Below are 19,896 nucleotides of genomic sequence, written 5' to 3'. Positions count from 1 at the left end.
TGTGAAAGACATGGCCGGTCAACAACCATCATCGACCGACGCCCTCCCCCACAAGACCCGCCCCACGCTGCGCGGATCCTTCGGCATGTGCGCGTCGACGCACTGGCTGGCCTCCGCGACGGCCCAGTCCGTACTGGAGCGGGGTGGGAACGCGTTCGACGCGGCGACGGCCGGTGCCTTCGTGCTGCACGTGGCCGAACCCCACCTCAACGGGCCGGGCGGTGATCTCGTCGCCGTGCTGGCGACCGCGGCGGACCCGTCCCCGCTCGTGCTGGCGGGACAGGGCCACGCTCCGCGGGGAGCCACGATCGAGCATTTCCGGGCCGAAGGGCTGGACCACGTCCCGGGCGCGGGTGCCCTGGCCGCCGCGGTCCCGGGCGCCGTCGACTCCTGGCTCTGGCTGCTCGCCGAGTTCGGCACGTGGGAGCTCGCCGACATCCTGGCCTACGCGATCCACTACGCGGAGCACGGCGTTCCGGTCGTCCCCCAGTTGGCGCGCGTCCTGGCCACGGTCGAGGATCTCTTCCGCACGCACTGGCCGACGTCCTACGCGCAGTGGATGCCCGGAGGACGGGTCCCGCAGCCGCATACGACTCTCGTCAACCTCGCCTACGCCCGGACCCTGCGCCGGCTGAGCACCACAGGGGGCGGCGAGACGCGAACCGCACGGATCGACGCCGCGCGGCGCGCCTGGCGAACCGGGTTCGTGGCAACCGCCGTGGCGGAGTTCGCGGCCGAGCCGCATCGGCATTCCTCGGGCGGGGACCACGCCGGGGTGATCACCGCCGCTGACTTCGCCGACTTCCTGCCGTCCCTGGAGCCCGCGGTCACGGCGGAGTTCCGGGGGGTCACGGTGGCGAAGGCGGGCCTGTGGTCCCAGGGTCCTGTGCTGCTGCAGGCCCTCACCATGCTCGACCACTTCGACGACGAACAGATCGACCCGTCGACCGCTCAGGGAATCCACACCATCGCCGAGGCTCTGAAGCTGGCCATGGCCGACCGGGAGGCGTTCTACGGGCATCTGGATCCGGCGGACGCGAAGGCCGTGGTGTCCCGCCTGCTGTCCCCTCGATACAGCAAGGAGCGCGCCGGGCTGATCGGCGCGGTCGCGTCGACCGCGTTCCGGCCCGGCGACATCGGCGTCACACCGTTCACGCCACCGCTCGTCACCCGTCAGCACGCCGTCCAGGCCGACGGTGTGGGAGAGCCCACCGTGCAGCAGACCGGGGAGACCCGGGGCGACACCTGCCACATCGACGTCGTCGACCGCTGGGGCAACATGATCTCCGCCACGCCGTCGGGAGGGTGGCTCCAGTCCTCCCCCACCGTGCCGGATCTCGGCTTCGCGCTGGGCACCCGGCTCCAGATGACCTGGCTGGACCCGGCCGCCCCCTCCCGGCTGGCGCCGGGGCGGCGGCCTCGTACGACGCTGACCCCGACGCTGCTGCTGCGCGACGGCAGTCCCGTGGCCGCGCTCGGCACGCCGGGGGGTGACCAGCAGGACCAGTGGCAACTGATCTACCTGGTACGCACACTCGCTCTCGGTATGGATCCGCAGGAGGCGATCGACGCACCCGCGTTCCACACCACCGCGCTACCGAGCTCCTTCTGGCCGCGGACCTGGACGCCGGGAGGGTTGGTGATCGAGGAACGAGCGGACGAGGCGGTCATCGACGAGCTGCGCGAACGCGGCCACGACGTGACCGTCTCCGGGCCCTGGAGCCAGGGCCGGCTGTCGGTCGTCACACGTGATCCGGACAGCGGCGTCCTCCAGGCGGCGGCGAACCCGCGCGGCGCCCAGGGTTACGCGGCAGGACGATGAACGGCATTTCGTACGGCACCCGCACCCGCCTTGTGCGATGGCGTGTCACGCCGGTGGGTCTGATGCTCGCCCTCACCTTCGCGACGGGCGTCGTCGACGCTGTCGGATATCTGCGCCTGGACCAGGTGTTCGCGGGCAACATGACGGGCAACGTGGTCATCCTCGGCATGGCGGCCACGGGCGGGACGGGGCTGCCCGTGCTCGGTCCGGTCATGGCGCTGGTGTTCTTTCTCGTCGGCGCGGCCGTGGCCGGGCGGGTGCTGCGCACCGCCCTCCCGGGCTGGAGCCGCCGGTGCACGGGACTGCTGGGCGGCGTCGGACTGGTCCTGGCCGCCACGGCGCTCGGCCTGGCCGTGACCGGGATGGGCGCCCCCGCCGCCCGCGTGTCGATGGCCTCGTCGCTCGCCCTGGCCATGGGGGTGCAGGCGGCGACGGCCCGCCACCTGGGGGTGAAGGACGTCACCACCGTGGTCGTCACCTCCACGCTGACCGGTCTCGCGGCGGACTCCCGGCTGGGAGCGGCGCGCGGTCAAGGGGCCCTGCGCCGAGGCGCGGCCGTGACGCTCATCATCGTCGGAGCGGCCACCGGCGCGGCGCTGTGCCAGGTGCACGCAGGTCTCGCGGTGCTGGCGGCGGCGTTCGTCGTGCTGGCCGTGACCGGCCTCGGCCATTTGTCCACCCGCTCCGTGGCGGCGGCCACGGCTGGATCGACCACATCCCCGACGAGCAGGTCCTTGACCCCGGCCATGGCGCCGGCCTCGGCCACGGAACCGACCCGACCGCCCTCGGCTTCGGCGCGATGACGCCGCCCGCCGACGACGAGTACCGCATGCCCGACACCGCCGGCCTGACGGCGCTCGCGGCATGCGTACTCCCCGCAAGGCGGCAGCGCTACGCGCGCGGCCGACCCCGCACCAGCACGGCAACGAGGAAAGGACGTCCATGACCACACCATCCCTGGCTCCCCCGGTCCGCATCGGGAAGGCCGCTGTGGGGGCTCTCGGCATGCTGGCCGCCGCAACCGGCGTCCTGGAAGCGGTGGTGTCACCGACGCTCCCGCTGTTGCAGCGCGAATTGTCGATAAGTCGCGCCGAAGGGGCGCTCCTCAGCATCGCGATGCTCATCACCGGCGCCATCTTCGCGCCCATCGCGGGCAATCTCGGCGACCGTCACGGCGGGAAATGGGTCATCACCCGGCTGATGACGGTGGTCGTGGCCGGTGGTCTGGTGTCCGCCGTGGCACCGAACCTGCCGGTGATGCTGCTCGGTCAGGTGCTGCAGGGCGCGATGGTGGGCGCGATGCCCCTCTCGTTCATCCTGGTACGCAAGTATCTCCCACCGGGCGAGTCCGGGGTGGCCATCGGGGTGGTCAGCGGGCTGTTCCTGGGCGGCGGCATGCTGGGCACGCTGATAGCCGGGCCCATCGCGGAAGGGCTGTCCCGGCACTGGATGTTCGCGATACCGACGTTCGCGATCATCGTGGCGACCCTGTTCGTGCACCGGCTGATGCCGAACGATCCGCCGGCCCGGACCGGCGCGAAGATGGACTGGCCCGGCCTGGTTCTCCTGAGCGGCATTCTGCTGACGCTCATGTTCGTGCTCGCGATGGTGCCCGACGCCGGCGGCCAGCCACTCGTGTTCGGCGCCGTCGTCGTGTTCCTGGCCGCCCTCGTGGCCGGGTGGGTCTCCGTGGAACGCCGGTCACCCACGCCGATGGTCGATCTGCGGATGCTCGCCAAGCCGGCGATCTGGAGCTCGTACGCGATCACGTTCGCCGTCTGCTTGGGCACCTCGTCGTCGATGTTCCTCGTTCCGCAGCTGTTCGAGGTGCCCGCCGAAGCGTACGGTTTCGGGGCCAGCGCCACCGACATCGGGCGGTACCTGTTGCCCGGGGCCGTCGCGGCGGCGATCAGCGGGCCGCTCAGCGGGGTCCTGGCGCGGCGCTTCGGTGCGAGTGCCGTGGTCGCCACCGGAATCGGCTTCCTGGCGGCCACGTTGGTCGCCATGGCGTTCATCCACACCGAGGTCTGGCACCTGGTCATCGGCAAGGTGCTGGTCGCTCTGGCCAGTGGCATCTGCGTCACGGCGATGGTCGTCAAGACCGCCACCTCTGTCGATCACGGCGAAACCGGCACCGCGACCAGCCTGGTCCTGGTGATCCGCGTGATCGCCTACGCCGCGGGCGCACAGCTCGGCGGTGCCTTCCTCACCGCCGCGACCCCTGCCGGGTCGAACATTCCGGCCGAATCGGCCTTCATCACCGTTTTCGTCATCGCCGGCGTCGTCACGGCGCTGTCCCTGCTTGCCGTCCGTACCCTGAGCAAAGGAGTCAAGGAATGACGATCTCTACCACGCCGAAGCGCAAGGTCCTGATCTCCGGGGCCAGCATCGCGGGTCCTGCCCTCGCGTTCTGGCTGAACCGCCACGGCTTCGAAGTCACGGTGGTGGAGAAGGCGGGCGCGCTTCGTGCCGGTGGCTATCCCATCGACGTACGCGGCACCGCGCTGAAGGTCGTCGAGAGGATGGGAATCCTGCCGCGACTGCAGGAGGCGCACATCGACCTGCGCCGGATCACCTTCCTCGACGCGGACGGCAGCGAGGTGGTCTCGGTCAGCCCGTACGCCGTCACCGGCGGGGTCGCGGGACGGGACCTGGAGGTGCGGCGCGGGGATCTGAGCGAAGCTCTGTACGCGGCGGTCCGTGACGACGTGGAGTTCATGTTCGACGACTCCATCGACACCCTCGACCAGTCCGGCCACGGGGTCGATGTCACCTTCCACGGGGGCGGCAGGCGTACGTTCGACATGGTGTTCGGGGCGGACGGCATGCACTCACGTACGCGCGAGATGCTGTTCGGCCCCGAAGAGCAGTTCCACCGCTACCTCGGGTACTGCTTCGCCGTGTTCACCATGCCCAACACCTTCGGGCTCGCCAACGAGACCGTGATGTGGAGCACCCCGGGCAGGGCCGCGGCGTTCTACGCCGTGGGGGACGACGACGAGGTGCACGCCTTCCTGAACTTCGCCCACCCCCAGCCGCCGTTCGACGCGTTCCCTAACGCGGAAGCCCAGCGGGATCTGGTCGCCACGGTCTTCGCCGATGCGGGATGGGAGGTCCCGGGCATGCTGGCCGCCCTGCGCGACACCGATGACCTGTTCTTCGACGCGGTCAGCCAGATCCGCATGCCCCGCTGGTCCAGCGGCCGGGTCGCGCTGGTGGGCGACGCCGCGCACGCGCCCTCGTTCCTCACCGGGCAGGGCACCAGCCTCGCGCTCGTCGGCGCGTACATGCTCGCCCATTCCCTGGCCGGCGGGGACCACGCCGCGGGCTTCGCCGCCTACGAACGCGACACCCGCGAGTTCGTGACCGTGAACCAGGGGCTGGTCGGCGAGGGCAGCGCCAGCCTGTTCCCGACCACCGCCGAGGCCCTGGAGCAGCGCAACAACAGGCTGCGCAAGCTCAGCGTCATGCCCGCCGCGGAGGGACGACCGGCCCATTCGGCCCTCACCCTGCCCGCCCTCATGTCCATGACCTGAGCGCGGCGCTCAGATGGTCGTCTCATTCAAGTCATTCAAGAATGGAGTCCTACTGTGTTCATCCATGCGGCGACGGACAGCGTGTCCATCGCTTCGAGCTGGGATCGGTCAGCAGCGGAGGAGATCCGCCGGCTGGGGGAGGTGCCGGCCGCCAACGTCGGCGACGCGCTGCAGCGGATGACCGTCATGGACGGCGGCATCCGGCTGTTCACCGGGCACACCGCGCTGCTGGGGAACGCCCTGACGGTGGACGTGCGGTCGGGTGACAACCTGGCCATCCACCGGGCGCTCGACGAAGCCCGGCCGGGCGACGTCCTGGTCGTCAACGGACACGGGGACCTGACCCGGGCGCTGATCGGCGACCTCATCGGCGAGATCATGGTGAATGCGGGGGTCACCGGCGCGGTGGTCGACGGCGCCGTCCGCGACGTACAGGCGCTGTCCGAGATGGGGCTCGCTGTCTACGCGCGGGCGGTCACCCCCGCCGGGCCTTTCAAGGACGGGCCCGGCGCCGTCGGCGTGCCGGTGGCGGTCGGCGGCCTGGTCGTGGCGCCGGGTGACGTGCTCGTCGGTGACGCCGACGGCGTCGTCGTCGTGCCACGGCTGCGCGTGCGGGAGGTCGTGGACGCGGTCGACGGGATCGTCGAGAAGGAGGAGACGCTGCGGCGGCGCATCCTCGCCGCGCGCTCCGGCCATGCGGCGGCGGCCCGATGACCGCCTTCCGGATCGAGGAGCTGCGCCGCCTCTCACGGCGCCCGGCCCTGGCCCCGGCCCCGCCGGGGGCCGTCTCCCTCGCCATGGGCGAGCCGGACTTCCCGACGCCGACGCCGGTGATCGAGGCCGCCGTGGCCGCCTTGCGCGCGGGGCACACCCACTACGCCGACCAGAAGGGCCTGCGGCAGCTGCGCGCCGCGCTCGCGTCCAGGTTGCCGGCGCACCCCGGCCGTACGTGGACCGCGGACGACGTCGTGATCACCCACGGCGCCACCGCCGCGCTGGCGGCCGTCGTGCTCGCGATGGTCGGCCCCGGCGACCGCGTGGTCATCCCGGAGCCCGCCTACTCGCTGTACGCCGACCTGGTCGTCCTGGCCGGGGGCACCGTGGACTTCGTCCCGCTCGCCCCCGATCTGCACTGGGACCTCGACGCGCTGGCCGCCGCGCTTCCCGGCGCCAGGATGATGATCTTCTCGAATCCCTCGAACCCGACCGGGATCGTGCACCGCGAGCAGGAGCTCCAGGCCCTCGGGAAGCTCCTCGACGGCTCCGACGTCCTGGTCGTCAGCGATGAGGCGTACCACCGGCTGGTCTACCCGGGGCATGCGCTGACCTCGGCGCTGGAGATCGAATCGCTGCGCGACCGGACGGTGTACGTACAGACGTTCTCCAAGACGTACGCGATGACCGGCTGGCGGGTGGGGTACCTGACCGGGCCGCGCGAGGTGGTGGACGCGGCCGCCCACGTGCACCGGACCTCCAACGGCTCGTTGAACACGGCGGTCCAGTACGCGGCCCTCGCCGCCCTTGAGCTGCCGGACGGCGTCGTGGATGCCATGGTCGGCACATATGGGCAGCGTCGCGAGCTCGTGGTCGCGCACCTGTCCGGCATTCCGGGCCTGCACCTGGTTCCGCCGGAGGGGGCGTTCTACGGGTTCCTCCGCTACGACGCCGACCTGCCCTCGGAGGCGGTCGCCCGCGAGCTCGCCGAGCGGAAGGTGATGGTCCGGGCCGGCGCCGAGTACGGGCCCTCGGGCGAGGGGCACATCCGGATCTCGTTCGCGGCCTCGGAGGACGACCTGCGGACCGGGCTGACCCGCATCGTCCGCCACCTCGGCGCTGGGAGATCCTGACGGAAGCCGTCGGCGAGCCTGGCCGGGAGGCGCCCGGCCGGGGCCGGGAGGCGCCCGGCCGGCTCACCTAGGCGACGTCGGGGCGGGTCATCAGCGGCGACCGTAGATGCAGCTCCAGGCTGGGGCCGGTCAGGGGCACGGTGGTCCACGTCGCCACCGCTGTCCCCGCGTCGGCGTCGAGCACCAGCCGGACCCGGTGCGGGGTGGTGATGACGTACAGGTCCGCGACGAACGTGTCGCCCTGCCAGGCGCCGGTGGCGACGACCGGGCGGCCGAGCGGCGAGCTTTCCCGCCAGTCGCCGTGGCCGACGGCGAGCTTGAGCGACGACCCGAGTCGCAGGCGCCATCCGCCGTCCACCGGCTCGACGGCCACCGTGGTTCCGTCGGGCAGGGCCGAACCCTCGGCGGAGGCGTCGATCCTCGCCGTACCGGAGCGGGAAGGGGCCGCCGAACCCGGCACCGGCACGAGGGACAGCCGCCGCAGCCGATCGGCGAGGATCTCGTCGTCCTGGGGACTTCCCGCGTCATCCAGGCCGGGCAGGAGGCAGTCCCAGAAGGCCCCGGGCAGCTCGTGCGTCTGCTCGATATTGGCGGTCACCACGATCACGAGATCATGGGACGGTACGACCAAGCAGTGCTGGCCGAAAGCGCCGTTACCGTGGTAGCCGTGACGTGACATCCAGAACTGGTAGCCGTACCCGCAGAGAAAGTCGGGGCCGGCCGAGTCGTCCTCGAGTTGCCGGGTCTCGATGTGGCGTTCGGTCGCGAGCTCCACCCATGCGCGCGGGACGAGCCGGCGGTCGCCCCACCTGCCGCCGCGCAGCAGCAGCTCGCCGAACGCGGCGACGGCCTCGGTCGTGAGGTGCAGCCCGTGGAATCCGAAGGCGGCACCGCTCGCCACCCGATCCCATTCGGCGTGCTCGATGCCCATCGGCCGGAACAGCCGCTCGTCGAGCAGCTCCGGCAGGCCGCGGCCGGTGACCCGTTCCACCATCCGGGCCAGGACGTACGTGGTCGCGTTGTCGTAGGTGTGCAGGCTTCCCTCAGGCTCGGGGAACGGTACGCGCAGGAAGCCCTTCACCAGGTCGTCCGGTTCCATCTCCCAGGCCTCGGCGAGGCTGTCCGTGCCGTGCCCGGCCGTCATGGACAGCAGGTGGTGCACGGTGATGCGGCGTCCCTGCTCGGAGATGTCGGCCGGAACGTGCTCGGGCAACACGTCCGCCACCCGGTCGTCCAGCGAGAGCAGCCCGTCGGCGATCACGAGCCCCACCGCGACCGAGGTGAACGACTTGGTCAGCGAGTAGAGCAGATGCGGGCGCTCGGCCGAGTACGGCGCCCACCAGCCTTCGGCCACCACGTGACCGTGCCGGACGACCATGAGGGAGTGGAGCTCGACGGACTGCGCTTCGAGCCGGTCCAGCAAGGCGGCGATCGAGCGGGCCGAGACCCCCGAAGCCGCCGGTGTCGAGCGCGGTAGCAAGGGCAACTGAGAGGGCATGGCGGCACCCTAACAAGGCGAACTGCCCGGCTTCACCGGGATTTTCGTCAGGCGCGGCGATGAGTGGACCGGCGGGAGCTCGGCGCGGTGGGGGTGGGTGGGCCCGCTGGAGCTCGGCGCGGTGGGTGGGTGGGTGGGCCCGCTGGAGCTCGGCGGCGAGGACCCTCCGGCTCGCGGGCCCGGCCCACCACGCGGTCAGCGGATGGTGTAGCCGCCGTCCACGACGATGTCCGCGCCGTTGATCATGTCGGCGCCGTCCGAGGCGAGGAACAGCGCCGTCGCGGCGATCTCCCCCGGGTACGCGAAGCGGCCGGTGGGGATCTGAGCCTTCAGCGCGTCGCCCTTGGGGCCGGCCCACGCCTTGCGGCCCAGGTCGGTGAGGACGACGGTCGGGGAGAGCGTGTTGACGGTCACGCCCCGGCCGGCCCATTCGGAGGCGAGCACCTTCGACAGGCCGACCACGCCGAACTTGGAGGCGCAGTACGCCACGTGCTCGTCCAGCGCGACCGTGGCCGCCTGGGACGCCAGGTTGATGATCTTCCCGCCGCCGGCGTCGAGCATGTGCCGGCCAACCTCCTGGCACACCAGGAAGGTGCCCTTCAGGTTGATCGCGATCGTCCGGTCGAACGCGCTGACCTCCAGGTCCTCGGCCGGGGCCAGGATCGCGACGCCCGCGCTGTTCACCAGGATGTCGATCCGGCCGAACGCCTCCAGGACCGCGCCGACCGCCTCCCGCACGGCGGCGGGGTCGGACACGTCACAGGCGAACCCGGCGTGCGTCTCCCCCAGCTCGGCCGCCTTCTTCCTGGCCGCCTCGCCGTCGATGTCGACCACGGCGACCCGGGCGCCCTTCGCCGCGTACGTGTCCGCGATCGCCGCGCCGATCCCCGACGCGCCGCCGGTCACCAGCGCCACCTTGCCGGTGAGCCCGAAGCTCAGATCGGGTGCCTTCTCCGCTGCCGTCATGTCCTCTACTCCTCGCCGTCGATCTGGGCGCTCGTCCGGGAGCGCGGTTCGGTGCTCAGCAGGGCCGTACGCACCAGCTCCTCACCCTGCCGCAAGGTCTCCGCCTGGTCGGCCTGGTCGCGCCCGGCCTCGTAGTTCGACAGGGTCCGTACCTTGGCCGCGGAGCTGGAGTTCTGGTCGAAGCGATAGTCGAGCCATTCGGCGGCCAGGCGGCGGGCCAGCTCCAGGCCGACGACGCGCTGCCCGAAGCACAGGATCTGGGCGTTGTTGCTCAGCACGGACCGCTCGACGGAGAAGCTGTCGTGGGCCGTCACCGCGCGAATCCCCGGCACCTTGTTGGCACTGATCGCGACCCCCAGTCCGGTGCCGCACACCAGCAGCGCGCGGTCCGCCTCGCCGGCGGCCACCATCCGCGCCGCCATGACCGCGATGTGCGGATACGGCGTCGTCTCCTCGGCCCCTACCCCGATGTCGACGACCTTCTCCACCCGGTCGTCGTCCTCCAGGTCGGCCCGCAGGACGTTCTTGTACTCCAGACCGGCGTCGTCGCAACCGACGATGATCCGCCACTTGTGATCCATGGCCCCCCATCCCTTCCTGACATGCGATTCAGCGGGCGTGCGACAGCACGCCCGCGACAGCGTGGGCGCACAGGGCGAGAGAGGTCGCCCCCGCGTCCGGAGTGCCGACGCTGCGTTCGGCGAGCGGGCGCGCCCGGCCGACCCGTGGGCGCAGCTCCGCGGTCGCGCGGGCCGCGGCCTCGCACACCTCGGCGGCCTCGCGCCAGGCGGCGGCGAGCTCCGTCCCGCCCCGGACCCGCTCGGCGAGCGCGTCGGCGAACGGCGCGAACGCGTCGATCATGGTCTTGTCCCCCGGCCGCGCGCCGCCGAGGCGCTGGAGCGCGTCCAGCCCGGCCCGTACGGCGTCCGTCACGTCGGCGCCCGCGATCTCGTCGCGGTCGTCGCCCAGCCGCTCGCCGATGGCGCAGAGCGCGGCGCCCCACAGGACGCCGGACGTGCCGCCCGCCTTGGCGGCCCACGCCTCGCCCGCCGCGACCAGGACCGACCGCGCGCCGGCCCCGGCGCCGGCCGCGTCCCGGGCGGCGGCGAGCGCCGCGGCCGAGCCCTTGACCATGCCCCGTCCGTGGTCGCCGTCGCCGGCGACCGCGTCGATCCGGCCCAGCTCCACCTCGGCCTCGGCCATGGCCGTCGCGACGGCTTCCAGCCCTTCGACGACGACCCGGCCGCAGGCGCGCGACCCCGGCCTGCTCGGGCTGACCGCCGCGACGGCCTCCCCCTGCGCGGACGACTGCGCGGACGACTGCGCCGACGACTGCGCGGACGCGGTACGGGTCGGCGCCGCCGTACGCGGCTCGACCCGCCCCCTCCGGTACGCCGGCGTGTCCGCGGGGGCGCACCACAGCCGCTCCAGCTCCTCATCGAGGAAGACCAGGGTCAGCGAGCACCCGGCCATGTCCAGGCTGGTCACCAGCTCGCCCACCTCCGGGGCGACGACCTCGAGCCCTTCTTCGGCCAGGAGCGCGGCCACGGTGCGCCAGACGACGAACAGCTCCTCGTACTTGGTGGTGCCGAGGCCGTTCAGGATCGCGGCGACCCTGGCGCCGGACCCGGCGGGCTTCTCCGCCAGGACGCCGGACACCAGCCGCCGCGCCAGGTCCGCCGCCCGCGGCAGCTCGTCCTCGCCCACCCCCGGCTCGCCGTGGATGCCCAGGCCGACGCCCATCCGCCCCGGGGGGACGGTGAACAGCGGCTCGGCCCCGCCGGGCATGGTGCACCCGCCGAAGGCGACCCCCAGGGTGCGGGTGCGGTCGTTGGCGTGCCGGGCGACCCGTTCGACCGCGTCCAGGTCGTAGCCCGCCTCGGCGGCGGCGCCCGCGACCTTGAACACGACGAAGTCGCCGGCGATCCCCCGGCGGGCGTGGACGTCCGACGGCGGCGCGCTGGCGATGTCGTCGGTGACGAACACGACCCGGGTGTCGATGCCCTCCTGGCACAGCCGCTGCTGGGCCAGGGTGAAGTTCATGACGTCGCCGGCGTAGTTGCCGGTGGAGAAGATCAGGCCGGCGTCGCTCGCCGCCGCCTTGCCCACCGAGTACGCGTCCTGCGCCGACGGGGAGGTGAAGATGTTGCCGACGACGGCGCCGTCGGCGAACCCGGGCCCGACCACGCCGCAGAAGGCGGGGTAGTGCCCGGAACCGCCGCCGACCACGACCGCGACCTTGCCCGGCGGCGTCTCGGTGGCCCGTACGACACCGCCAGGCACTCCCGCGACGCTGCCCCGGTGAACGTCCAGGAAGCCGGCGAGCATGTCCTCGGTGAAGGCGCTGGGATCGTCGTACAGACGAGTCATGATGGTTGTCCCTTCGGTCGCCAGGTCAGCGCTGCGGGTTGATCACCGATTTGACGGCGAGGGGGTCGCGCTCGGCGGCGAGCAGGGCGGCCTCCGAGTCGGCCAGTGCGAAGTGGCCGGTGACGAGGGCGTCCACGTCGACCCGCCCGGACGCGGCGAGCGCGATGGCGGTCGGCCAGGTGTTCGCGTAGCGGAACGTGCCGGTGATCTCGATCTCGCGGCTCTGGATGTGGGTGAGCGGCAGCGGCAGCCCGTCGTCGCCCATCCCCACCAGCACCGCGCGGCCCGCCCTGGCCAGGGTGCGGATGCCGTCGCCGGTGGCGCCGGGGTGGCCGGAGCACTCCAGCAGCACGGTGGGTTCGAAGCCCGCATCGCGCAGCGAGGTGTCGCCGACGTTGACGGTCGCGGTCGCGCCCAGGTCCGCGGCGAGCTTGAGGCGGTGCGGGTTGAGGTCGGCGACGACGATCTCGGTGGCGCCGAACGCGCGGGCGCACTGGGTGGCGACCAGCCCGATCGGGCCGGCGCCGGTGATCAGGACCCGGCTGCCCGCGCTGACCTGCCCCTTGCGGTTGGCCCAGACGCCGACGGACAGCGGTTCGAGCAGCGCCGCCGCGTCGTCCGAGATCGTGTCCGGCACCGGATGCGCGAACGCGGCGTGCACGGTGACGAACTCGGCGAGAGAGCCGTCGTACGGCGGCGTGGCGAAGAACCGCATGTCCGGGCAGAGGTTGTAGCGCCCGGCGAGGCACTCGGCGCAGGTCAGGTCGGGCACGCCCGGCTCGACGGAGACCCGCTGGCCGACCCGGGAGGCGTCCACGCCGGCGCCCACGCCGACGATGACGCCCCCGGACTCGTGGCCGAGCACCATGGGCTGTTCCACCACGAAGTCGCCGATCCGGCCGTGCTGGTAGTAGTGCACGTCGGAGCCGCAGACTCCCACCGCCGTGATCCGCACCAGCACCTCGTTGGGCGCCGGTTCCGGTACGGGGCGCTCCTCGATGGCCAGCTGCTGGATTCCACGCAGGACCGCTGCCTGCATCGTGGTCATGATGTTCTCCTCGGCTCCATGCTGCTCGGGCTGGTACGGGGGGGTGCGGGCGGGCGCCCGCACCCCGCCTATCCGGCCAGTTCTTCGTTGGCGATGTCGCCGGTCTTGAGGTTGGCCTCGATCAGCGCGGGCAGCTGGCCCAGGAACTCGTCCTTCTTGGTGACGACGTGCTCCATGTAGGTGTCCACGTTCTCGGGGGTGACCTGGGGCATCAGGTAGACCGGGTTCTTGTTGACCTCTTCGCCCTTGGCGATCTTGGCCGCCACGGCGAGTCCGGTGGCCAGCTCGACGGTGCCGTGCTGGAGGTTGGTGCCGATGAAGTCACCGCTCTTGACGGCGTTCAGGCCGTCCTCGATGCCGTCGACCCCGACGATCGGGATCTTGACGCCGGCCTCGCGGGTCGCCTGGAGGGCGCCGAGGCCCATGTCGTCGTTCTCCGCGACGATGCCGTCGATCTTGCCGCCGAAGCTGGACAGCCAGTTCTTCATCTTGTTGACGGCCTCGTCGCGCTTCCAGTTGGCCGTGTCCTTGGCCAGGATCTTGATCCCGGGGTTCTTGGCCAGCACGTTCTCGATGCCCTTGGTACGGTCCAACTCGCCCGACTGGCCCAGGGGGCCCTGCAGGACGACGATGTTGCCCTTGCCGCCGAGCTTGTCGGCCATCATCTGCATTTCCTGCTCGCCGGCCTTGACGTCGTCGGGCAGCACGGTGCCGGCGAGGTCGCCGCTGGCGAGCCCGGCGTTCACGGCCAGGAAGGGGATGTTCTTCCCCTTGGCCGCGGCGACCTGCGGGCCGAGCGAGTCCGCCTGCACCGGCACGACCATGATCGCGTCGACGCCGGCGTTGATGAACTGGTCGACCTGGTTGGCCTGCGTGGCGACGTCCAGGTTGGCCGAGTTCCACAGGACTTCGATGTCGTTCGCCTTGGCGTAGGCGTCGATGCCCGCCTTGCCGGCGGTGATGAAGGACGACATGTCGTAGACGCTGATGCCGACGCGGACGCCGCCCGCGTCCGACGCGCCGGCCTCACCGGTGTTGGCGCTGGTGTCGCCTGCTCCGCAAGCGGAGGTGGCCAGCATGGCCACGCTCACCGCCGCGGCGGCGAGTGCACTCTTGATGCGCATGGAAAGCTCCTTCGTACGGGGGGTTGTTCGCTGGGTGGAGGTGGGGGCCTGACCGTGGTCAGACCCTGCGTTTGGCCGACCAGACGTCGACGGTGACGGCGGCGACGATCAGGGTGCCCTTGATGACGCTCTGCCAGTAGGCGGGCACCAAGAGGATGTCCAGGCCGTTGTTGAGGGTCTGGATCAGGAACAGGCCGAGCGCGGTGCCGATGATGCTGCCCCGGCCGCCGAGCAGGCTGGCGCCGCCGATGACGACGGCGGCGATGGCGTCCAGTTCGTAGCCCTGGCCCAGGTTGGGCGGGCCGGAGATGACCCGGGAGGCGAGCATCACGCCGGACAGACCGGCGAGCAGGCCGCTCAGGGCGTAGACGCTGAACAGGATCCGGGTGGTCTTGACGCCCGCGATCTGCGCGGCGACGGGGTTGCCGCCCACCGCGTAGACGCGCATGCCGTACGAGGTCCGCTTCATGATCAGAGCCAGGGCGACGATGCCGACGATCATGACGATCACCGGGATCTGCAGGCCGAGGATCTGGTTGTTGGCGATCTCACCGAAGTTCTGCGGCAGGCCGTTGATCGGCGCGCCCTGGCCCACGACGTACGCCAGCCCGGATGCCGTGGTGAGCATGCCGAGTGTGGCGATGAAGGGCGGCACGTTCACCTTGGAGACCAGGAAGCCGTTGATCGCGCCGGCGGCGAGCCCGACGAGCATGGCGACCACGAGCGACAGCCACAGGCGTTCGGGATGGTCCTTGACCGTCGCCGCCGCCGCCATCGCGCTGAGCGCGATCACGCTGCCCACGGACAGGTCGATGCCGCCGGTGAGGATGACCAGCGTCTGGCCCAGCGCGATGAGGGCGAAGGGGGCCGCGGCGATGGCGATCGTCTGCAGGTTGTCCGGCGTGCCGAAGCGCGCGCTCCGGTAGCTGAAGTACGCGATGATCAGCAGCATCACCACGACCATGGCGTGGCGGATCAACTGGTCGCGGACCCACGGTCCGGTGGGGCGCCAGGCCAGGAGCCCCGCGGCCGTTCCTCGGTCCGGCGCTGACTCCTGCGGGGTCATCGGCCGTCCTCCTTGCTTGCTGTCGGGGTGGATTGGGGGTCCGGCTCGCTCGCCGTCGGGGTGGGCTGGAGGTCCGGGGGCGGTTGGCCGGCCGTACCGGGGCTCAGGCCCGCGGCCAGCCGGAAGATCGAGTCCTGGACGTGCGGCGAGGACAGGTCGTCGCGGCTCAGCTCGCCCGCGACCGCCCCGCCGCGCATGACGAGCGCGCGGTGCGCGAGGCTGAGGATCTCCGGCATGTCGGAGGAGGCCATGACCACGGCCATCCCGGAGGCCGCCAGCTCGGTGATGATGCGGTAGATCTCGCTGCGGGCGCCGACGTCCACGCCCCGGGTGGGCTCGTCAAGCAGCAGGACGTTCACGTGGCCGGTCAGCCAGCGCGCCAGGACCACCTTCTGCTGGTTGCCGCCGGACAGGGTGCCGACCTGCTGGGACAGGCCGCGGCTGCGCAGTTTGACCGAGTCCATCGCGGCGCCGACCTTCTTGGTGCGCTCGCGTTGCCGCAGCCAGCCGCCCAGGGTGAAGCCCGACAGGCGCGGCAGCGAGCCGTTGTCCAGCACGTTCATGGACAGCACGGCCCCGGCGCCCTTGCGGTCCTCGGGGACCAGGGCCATGCCGTGGGTGATCGCGGCGGCGGGGTTGTTGCGCTTGACCGGCTTGCCGGCGACGGTGACGGTGCCCTCGGTGCTCTTGCGTACACCGAAGATCGCCTCAAGCAGCTCGGTCCGGCCGGCGCCGACGAGCCCGGCCAGTCCCAGGATCTCGCCGCGGCGCACGGTCAGGTCCACCGGCCGCGCGTAGCCGCTGACGTGCAGCCCGCTGACCTTCAGGGCGACCTCGTCGCCCGGCGGGTGCAGCGTGGGGAAGAAGTCCTGCAGCTCGCGGCCGATCATCGCGTGCACGATGTCGTCGTCGCTGACCTCGCCGATCGGCTGGTCCAGGACCAGCCCGCCGTCACGCAGAACGACGACCCGGTCGGCCAGGGCGCGGATCTCCTCCATCTTGTGGGTGGTGTAGAGCATCGCCACGCCCTGCTCACGCAGCTTGGCCACCACGCCGTACAGGCGCTCGACCTCGCGCTCGGAGATGGCGGAGCTGGGCTCGTCCAGGAGCAGGACCTTCGCGCCGCCGGTCGTGCTCTTGGCGATCTCCACGAGCTGGCGCAGGCCGACCGGCAGCCGCCGCATCGTGGCCTGCGGATCGATCTCGACGCCGAAGACGTCCAGGATCTCGCGTGCCTTGCGGGCCATCGCGCGCCGGTCGAGCAGCCCGGCCCGGGTGCGGATCTCCCGCCCGATGAACAGGTTCTCGTACACCTTCATGTCCATGATCGGCGCGAGTTCCTGCGGGATGATCGCGACCCCCTGCCGGTGGGCCGCCTGCGGGTCCGCCTGGGGCAACGGCTCGCCGCCGACCAGGACCTGACCCCGGTCGGGCTTCACCTGACCGGACGCGATCTTCATCATCGTCGACTTGCCTGCGCCGTTCTCACCCGCCAGCGCGGTCACGGAACCGGCCGTGAGGGTCAAGGAGACGCCCTTCAGTACGGGCACGCCGCCAAATGCCTTGGCCAGGTCCCGGCACTCCAAAGCGACATCTTCCACGACTGATCTCCAGACCCCGGCCTCGCGGCTCGGTGTGCGGTAGGGCCCGTTCCTCGGACAGCGGCCGTCCAGGCTCCTGAGCGGAACCCCTTGTTTGTTGTTTCGTGTGAACATCACACGAAGCGACACCCCCACGTCAAGAGTACGTTGCCCATTCGTTACATCTGACAGAGCCTGCCGCGGCCGCCACATCACCCCGGCCGGGACCGCAAATCCCCTGGTGGAAAGGCCTTGTAGTCTCCTGGCGCATCATCTATCGTTCACACGCCGACAGGCGGATGCTGTCTTCAGCCGAAACCACCTGTGTGACAATTGACAAGATTGAACACCGAAGGAGACTGAGGCGGCATGGTCGTCAGGAGCACCGTCAATCTCGAGAGCAGACGTCAGGCGCTCGCCGACCTGCTCTCGTCCAGCGGCAGCCTGCGCATCGAGGACCTGGCCGCCCGCTTCGAGGTCAGCACCATGACGATCCGCCGGGATCTGCAGGCGCTGGAGGACGAGGGCCTGGTCCGCCGGGTGCGCGGCGGCGCGGTCAGCTCGGCGCAGCCCTTCGAGGCGCGCCGGACCCGGGCCGGGCGGGCGAAGGAGGAGATCGCGCGCAAGCTGACCAGCCTGGTGCCCTCAGGCGGGGTGGGGATCTGCATGGACGCCTCCTCCACGCTGTGCGTCCTCGCCGGTTCGATGCCCCGCTCGGAGAACCTGTCCGTGGTCACCGACGGCATCGAGACCTTCCTGGCCCTGACCCGCGACCCCCTCGTGCACGCCTATTTGACCGGCGGCCAGAAGGACCCCAACGCCGGCAGCCTCATCGGCCCGGTCGCCTCCCTGGCGCTGAAGCAGTTCTCCTTCGCGCGGGCGTTCCTGTCCGCCGCCGCGGTGGACCCGCACTTCGGCACCAGCGAGTTCAGCGCCGAGGAGTGCGAGATCAAGCGGCTCATGGCCGAGCTGTCGGACCACGTCGTCATGGCCGTGGACTCACAGAAGCTCGGCACCGGCGCCGCCGCCCGCTGCCTGCCCTGGGACGGCATCGACCTGATGGTCACCGAACTCGACGCCTCCGACGACCGTCTCGACCCCTACCGCGACCACGTCGAGCTCCTCTGACGCCCGCGGTCGCCGTGCGATTCGGGAGGCACCGGTAAGGAGACGCCCGCCGCACGGGCCGATCAGCCGGTGCAGGTGCCGCCGGGGTCGATGGCGTGGTTGATGCGCCGGGTGATCTCGGTGAGCTGGCGGAGCTGGGTCCTGGTCAGGGGATCGACGACCAGGGCGCGGACCGCCTCGACATGGCCGGGGGCACTGGCCACGACCTTGTCCCAGCCGTCGTCGGTCAGGACCGCCAGGGTGTAGCGGCCGTCGGCCGGATCGGGCGTGCGGCGCACCCAGCCGCGCTTCTCCAGCCGGGAGATCACATGGGACAGCCGCGACAGCGACCCGTCGGACATCTGGGCCAGCTCGCTCATGCGCAGGGTGCGCTCGGCACTCATCGACAGCCCGGACAGCACCTGATATTCGAAGTGGCTGATGCCCGCATCGCGCTGCAGTTGGGCGTCCAGGGCGGCCGGCAGCCGGACCATCGCGCTGACCAGGCCCAGCCAGGCCAGCTTCTCCTCCTCGGTCAGCCAGCGGGGCGATGGTGAGTCCATGCCCCCACGATATCTTGACGCGGCACGCTGGTTTACTTGACGCTTCAACTCAGCGTCCCTACATTGGACTTGAATCTTCAAGTTACTTATGGTGAGGAACCCCCCTGATGAACATCGCCCTGTGGATCGTCGCCGGCCTGCTCGCCCTCCTTTTCCTCGGCGCCGGTGCGATGAAGCTCACCCAGCCCAAGGCCAAGCTCGCCGCCTCCGGCCTGAGCTGGACCGAGGACTTCTCCGACAACACCGTCAAGGCGATCGGCGGCCTGGAGGCGCTGGCCGGGCTCGGGCTGATCCTTCCCGCGGCGCTCGGCATCCTCCCCGTCCTCACCCCGCTGGCGGCCACCGGCCTGGTCCTGGTCATGATCGGCGCCGCGATCACCCACGTCCGCCGCAAGGAGTACCCGGTGATCGCCGCCAACGTGGTGCTGCTCGTCGCGGCCGCGTTCGTGGCCTGGGGCCGTTTCGGCCCCTACGCCTTCTGACCCACCCCGCGCGTCAGAGGGCGGCGACCCATGCGCTGGTGATGTGACAGCCATTGGCGCTGCCGCTGACCCTGGACTCGGGTCCGGGAGCGTTCAATGACTTGCTCACCACAGGGCCGTGGATCTCGCGCGTGTAGGGCCAGTGCGCCGAGGCGCACGAAACGCGCACCTGATAAGGGCCGAATCCGGCCTCGCAGAGGCCGACGCCCACGTTCTGCTCGATATAGGACCGGCAGTTCCACACCTCGGCGTGCGCGGGTGCGGCGCCGACCATGACCGCGGATGACACGACCATGGCCATCGACGCGCCGATCATCGCCTTTTTGACGATTTTCATCTCTTCCTCTCGTGGCAAAGCCCTTTGAATTCCGTACGCGGAAGGTCGCGGGAATTCACGACTAGTAGATGGTGATGTCTTCGACCGTGACCGAGTGGTCCCAGAACCCCTGAGATTCCCATCTGTCCAGGGTGACGCTTCCCCAGCCGCCTCGATCGTTGTATCTGACCATTACTCTGTTGTTGCCGGCGAAGACGAAGTTGACGTTCGTGATGTAGACGTCGAGGTAGCCCGCATTGGCGAAGCAGTGCACCGCGTCGCTGTTGTAGATTCGCATGAATCCGTCTTGGTTGCAGGCCACCGCATTGGCCGCCAGGGCCGGCGTGGCGGTGACGCCGATCAGGCCGAGCGAGATGACTGAGGCGGAGAGAGCGGACACAAGTGCCTTGCGCATACGACTCCCATCGAACGGACCGCCTGAGCGGCCGTCGCTACTGTTGCCTTGACATTACAGACGGAGTCGTTGTCGTGAACTTGTGTTATCTGCCAACCACCGCTTACATCCTGCCATTCATTGACGCGATCAAAGAGCACCGGCCGAATGCGCCGG

At 70.9% G+C, this 19,896-nt stretch carries 19 protein-coding genes; 8 read left to right on the top strand and 11 right to left on the bottom strand.

The features are described from left to right. Positions 1 to 10: 10 nt before the first annotated feature. From OHA68_RS15550 to OHA68_RS15525, 6 genes are all read left to right on the top strand, one after another. Complete coding sequence (locus tag OHA68_RS15550; RefSeq protein WP_327108274.1) at positions 11 to 1,822, top strand: gamma-glutamyltransferase family protein; 1,812 nt, start codon at positions 11 to 13, stop codon at positions 1,820 to 1,822. Next, on the top strand, positions 1,819 to 2,625 hold the full coding sequence (locus OHA68_RS15545) for a YoaK family protein (RefSeq protein ID WP_327108273.1): 807 nt from the start codon (positions 1,819 to 1,821) through the stop codon (positions 2,623 to 2,625). Before OHA68_RS15550 ends, OHA68_RS15545 begins: the two co-directional genes overlap by 4 nt. Before the next feature lie 139 nt (positions 2,626 to 2,764). Then, entirely contained in the window at positions 2,765 to 4,162 is a 1,398-nt protein-coding gene (locus OHA68_RS15540) for an MFS transporter (protein ID WP_327108272.1), read from the top strand. Beyond that, positions 4,159 to 5,358, top strand: a complete 1,200-nt coding sequence (locus OHA68_RS15535) for an FAD-dependent monooxygenase (RefSeq protein ID WP_327108271.1) — start codon at positions 4,159 to 4,161, stop codon at positions 5,356 to 5,358. Before OHA68_RS15540 ends, OHA68_RS15535 begins: the two co-directional genes overlap by 4 nt. Positions 5,359 to 5,412: 54 nt before the next feature. Further along, entirely contained in the window at positions 5,413 to 6,072 is a 660-nt protein-coding gene (locus tag OHA68_RS15530; RefSeq protein ID WP_327108270.1) for an RraA family protein, read from the top strand. Continuing rightward, positions 6,069 to 7,205: a pyridoxal phosphate-dependent aminotransferase gene (locus OHA68_RS15525; protein ID WP_327108269.1), complete on the top strand. Its 1,137-nt coding sequence runs from the start codon at positions 6,069 to 6,071 to the stop codon at positions 7,203 to 7,205. Before OHA68_RS15530 ends, OHA68_RS15525 begins: the two co-directional genes overlap by 4 nt. A gap of 67 nt (positions 7,206 to 7,272) precedes the next feature. Here the strand turns inward: OHA68_RS15525 and OHA68_RS15520 are convergent, their stop codons facing one another. The 8 genes from OHA68_RS15520 to OHA68_RS15485 all read right to left on the bottom strand — a co-directional run bounded on the left by OHA68_RS15520 (position 7,273) and on the right by OHA68_RS15485 (position 16,878). After that, entirely contained in the window at positions 7,273 to 8,703 is a 1,431-nt protein-coding gene (locus OHA68_RS15520; protein WP_327108268.1) for a serine hydrolase domain-containing protein, read from the bottom strand. Positions 8,704 to 8,898: 195 nt separating this feature from the next. Continuing rightward, positions 8,899 to 9,669, bottom strand: coding sequence for an SDR family oxidoreductase (locus OHA68_RS15515; RefSeq protein ID WP_327108267.1), 771 nt, complete (start codon positions 9,667 to 9,669; stop codon positions 8,899 to 8,901). A gap of 5 nt (positions 9,670 to 9,674) precedes the next feature. Beyond that, complete coding sequence (locus tag OHA68_RS15510) at positions 9,675 to 10,250, bottom strand: ribose-5-phosphate isomerase (protein WP_327108266.1); 576 nt, start codon at positions 10,248 to 10,250, stop codon at positions 9,675 to 9,677. A 28-nt stretch (positions 10,251 to 10,278) separates the two neighbouring features. Beyond that, complete coding sequence (locus OHA68_RS15505; protein ID WP_327108265.1) at positions 10,279 to 12,039, bottom strand: dihydroxyacetone kinase family protein; 1,761 nt, start codon at positions 12,037 to 12,039, stop codon at positions 10,279 to 10,281. Positions 12,040 to 12,064: 25 nt separating this feature from the next. Further along, positions 12,065 to 13,087 carry an NAD(P)-dependent alcohol dehydrogenase gene (locus tag OHA68_RS15500; RefSeq protein WP_327108264.1) on the bottom strand — a complete coding sequence of 341 codons (1,023 nt, stop codon included), beginning with the start codon at positions 13,085 to 13,087 and terminating at the stop codon, positions 12,065 to 12,067. Between the two features lie 68 nt (positions 13,088 to 13,155). Next, positions 13,156 to 14,211, bottom strand: a complete 1,056-nt coding sequence (locus OHA68_RS15495) for a substrate-binding domain-containing protein (RefSeq protein ID WP_327108263.1) — start codon at positions 14,209 to 14,211, stop codon at positions 13,156 to 13,158. 58 nt (positions 14,212 to 14,269) lie between these two features. Continuing rightward, positions 14,270 to 15,277, bottom strand: a complete 1,008-nt coding sequence (locus tag OHA68_RS15490) for an ABC transporter permease (protein WP_327108262.1) — start codon at positions 15,275 to 15,277, stop codon at positions 14,270 to 14,272. Continuing rightward, the gene (locus OHA68_RS15485; RefSeq protein ID WP_327108261.1) at positions 15,274 to 16,878 is read right to left on the bottom strand and encodes a sugar ABC transporter ATP-binding protein; all 1,605 of its coding nucleotides are present in this window, start codon (positions 16,876 to 16,878) and stop codon (positions 15,274 to 15,276) included. The genes OHA68_RS15490 and OHA68_RS15485 overlap by 4 nt, the downstream gene beginning before the upstream one ends. A 348-nt stretch (positions 16,879 to 17,226) precedes the next feature. On the opposite strand from OHA68_RS15485, the gene OHA68_RS15480 reads away from it, so the two are divergent. Next, positions 17,227 to 17,985, top strand: coding sequence for a DeoR/GlpR family DNA-binding transcription regulator (locus tag OHA68_RS15480; protein ID WP_189142862.1), 759 nt, complete (start codon positions 17,227 to 17,229; stop codon positions 17,983 to 17,985). 62 nt (positions 17,986 to 18,047) lie between these two features. Here OHA68_RS15480 and OHA68_RS15475 read toward each other — a convergent pair whose 3' ends face one another. Continuing rightward, entirely contained in the window at positions 18,048 to 18,527 is a 480-nt protein-coding gene (locus OHA68_RS15475) for a MarR family winged helix-turn-helix transcriptional regulator (protein WP_327108260.1), read from the bottom strand. Positions 18,528 to 18,634: 107 nt separating this feature from the next. Here OHA68_RS15475 and OHA68_RS15470 point away from each other — a divergent pair, with 107 nt between their 5' ends. After that, positions 18,635 to 19,009: a DoxX family protein gene (locus OHA68_RS15470; RefSeq protein ID WP_327108259.1), complete on the top strand. Its 375-nt coding sequence runs from the start codon at positions 18,635 to 18,637 to the stop codon at positions 19,007 to 19,009. 13 nt (positions 19,010 to 19,022) lie between these two features. Here OHA68_RS15470 and OHA68_RS15465 read toward each other — a convergent pair whose 3' ends face one another. After that, entirely contained in the window at positions 19,023 to 19,346 is a 324-nt protein-coding gene (locus OHA68_RS15465) for a hypothetical protein (RefSeq protein WP_327108258.1), read from the bottom strand. A 61-nt stretch (positions 19,347 to 19,407) separates the two neighbouring features. Further along, positions 19,408 to 19,740, bottom strand: a complete 333-nt coding sequence (locus OHA68_RS15460; RefSeq protein ID WP_327108257.1) for a beta/gamma crystallin domain-containing protein — start codon at positions 19,738 to 19,740, stop codon at positions 19,408 to 19,410. Between the last annotated feature and the right edge of the window lie 156 nt (positions 19,741 to 19,896).

Source organism: Nonomuraea glycinis, from assembly GCF_035920485.1.
GTDB lineage: Bacteria > Actinomycetota > Actinomycetes > Streptosporangiales > Streptosporangiaceae > Nonomuraea > Nonomuraea glycinis.
The sequence above is the reverse complement of the archived record's forward strand: the minus strand, read 5'-3'. Positions and strand labels throughout refer to the sequence as shown.